The following is a 2,045-nucleotide window of genomic DNA, read 5'->3' as shown; positions in this document are numbered from 1 at the left end:
TTCCGCCGTTTGCAACTAACTCGAGCGCTGATCGACAAACCGACTGACGGCTCGAACTACTGTGTTGGCGCCTTGCTGGATTTCCTGGATGACACGATCTGCATCGTTAGCCAGCACCAGCGCCTCGGAAGCCTGCTCGGTACTGCGCACAATCACGCCCACGGCATCTGAAGCAAGGCTCTGATTGGTCTTCACGACGTTTACGATTTCTTCTGCCGCTTTGGTCGTGCGGGAGGCCAACTGACGTACCTCATCGGCTACCACCGCGAACCCCCTGCCCTGTTCGCCCGCCCTCGCGGCTTCAATAGCTGCGTTCAGTGCGAGCAAATTGGTTTGCTCGGCGATTCCACTGATGGTTTTTATGATCGTTCCAATGACCTGACTTTGAGAGTCCAGTGCCTCGATGCCCCGCGTGGCCTCTTCCATCGAAATCGTCAGCTGGCCCAGCATCTGCAAGGTGTCCTTGATGACTTTTCGGCCTTGCTGGGCACTGCCGTCGGTATCGATAGATGTTTGATAGGCCATCTCCGACGCTTCAGCGACAGCTTTCTCACGCTCAACCTGTTCAGTAATCACTGTTGCAAACTTGGCGATTTTATAGAGCTTGCCATTGGCGTCGGTAATCGGGTTATAGGACGCTTCCAGCCATACATCACGACCGGACTTGTCGACGCGCCGGAAACGGTCAACGATAAATTCACCCCGACGCAGCCTTTCCCAAAACAGCGTGTAGGCGTCCGAGGCGGACTCTTCAGGTAAACAAAAAATCTTGTGATGTTTTCCCTTGATCTGATGCAACTCGTAGCCCATTGCCTTCAGAAAGTTGTCATTGGCTGCGATGACTATTCCATCGAGGGTGAAGTCGATAACGGCGGTTGACCGTTGCAGTGCGTTCACGAGGGCTTCGTTCTCGCGAGAGGCTTCGATGGTGCGTGTCAAAACGCTTGAGTACAGCGTGATCTGCTCCACACCGCCGGTTTCGTTTTTAAAGGGGACAACCACAGTTCTCAGCCACACCCTGGCCCCTGTTTTGCTGACCAGGCGCAACGTGCCGCTGAAATGTTTGCCATCCCGAATAGCAGCCAGAGCACGCTTCTGGTGAACATCAGCGCTCAGCTCTGGCGGGCTCAACTCAGAGAGACTGCGCCCGGCAATCTCGGCTTGTGCATAGCTCAGTTCTGTCTCGAACAAGGCATTGACTGACTGCACTTTGCCCGCCCCGTCCAGAACGGCGGCAACTGTCTCCAGATTCAGAATTTGCCCTGCTTGTTCAAGCATGGCGAGGCGGCGCTCCAATGCCTTATTGGTTTTTTTCAACTGAGAGTTAAACATTGTGGCTATCCGGGACAGTTTGGGCTTGCCACCTTCATCGGTCATCGAATCGAAATCTTTAGCGCGCTGGTCAACTAAACGTCGGAAAATCCTGATGTAAATTCCGAAATCTGATTAGGATCCAGATTGCCTGTCTGGTCGTACGATAACGGTTAATACATGACAATTAATTGTAAGTTTGCACGGAATTAAATTGCAAGGTGGCTGTCGGTCAGCTATTCACCTGAATAATGGCTGAACAACAACTTGATAACGTCTGTGTGTGACTCATGCAGAACGCTGGAAAGGAGATTTATTCATGTCAGAACCGCGCATTCGTGCCTTCGCTCTTTGCGTTTTTCACCACCAGGGAAAAATACTGGTCAACGAATTCCACGACGTCGTTGGAAAGCAAACGCTTTTTCGCCCTCTTGGCGGAGGCATAGAATTTGGCGAACGGAGTATCGATGCCGTGGTCCGGGAAGTGTATGAAGAACTGGGCTTTTCGATCAGCAACGTTCGGTTGATTGGCACGTTGGAGAGCATTTTTACCTACGCGGGCAAGCCAGGGCACGAGATCGTGCAGGTCTACGATGCAAGACTTGACGACGCAGAAATCTATAAGAAGCCCTGGCTGGATGGCCTTGAAAGCGACGGGGCAACTTTCAAGGCCGCGTGGCATTCTGGTTCCAGTTTTACCCGCGAATCTACGCTTGTACCTAAGAGGGTGTAGA

General features: G+C 52.5%; 2 protein-coding genes. One reads left to right on the top strand and one right to left on the bottom strand.

The features are described 5' to 3' along the window. Positions 1 to 15 precede the first annotated feature (15 nt). Positions 16 to 1,377 carry a methyl-accepting chemotaxis protein gene (locus ALO64_RS26625; protein WP_002553760.1) on the bottom strand — a complete coding sequence of 454 codons (1,362 nt, stop codon included), beginning with the start codon at positions 1,375 to 1,377 and terminating at the stop codon, positions 16 to 18. Positions 1,378 to 1,630: 253 nt separating this feature from the next. Here ALO64_RS26625 and ALO64_RS09300 point away from each other — a divergent pair, with 253 nt between their 5' ends. Beyond that, complete coding sequence (locus ALO64_RS09300; protein ID WP_044345847.1) at positions 1,631 to 2,044, top strand: NUDIX hydrolase; 414 nt, start codon at positions 1,631 to 1,633, stop codon at positions 2,042 to 2,044. The last annotated feature ends 1 nt before the right edge of the window (position 2,045 follow it).

It is taken from the genome of Pseudomonas meliae (genome assembly GCF_001400515.1).
Classification (GTDB): domain Bacteria; phylum Pseudomonadota; class Gammaproteobacteria; order Pseudomonadales; family Pseudomonadaceae; genus Aquipseudomonas; species Aquipseudomonas amygdali.
Note: the sequence above shows the minus strand (reverse complement) of the source record. Positions and strands in the feature narration are given on the sequence as shown.

Bases quoted from the DNA above. Each gene is read 5' to 3' on its own strand.
- ALO64_RS09300 (WP_044345847.1), top strand. From the start codon at position 1,631: ATGTCAGAACCGCGCATTCGTGCCTTCGCTCTTTGCGTTTTTCACCAC.
- ALO64_RS26625 (WP_002553760.1), bottom strand. From the start codon at position 1,377: ATGACCGATGAAGGTGGCAAGCCCAAACTGTCCCGGATAGCCACAATG.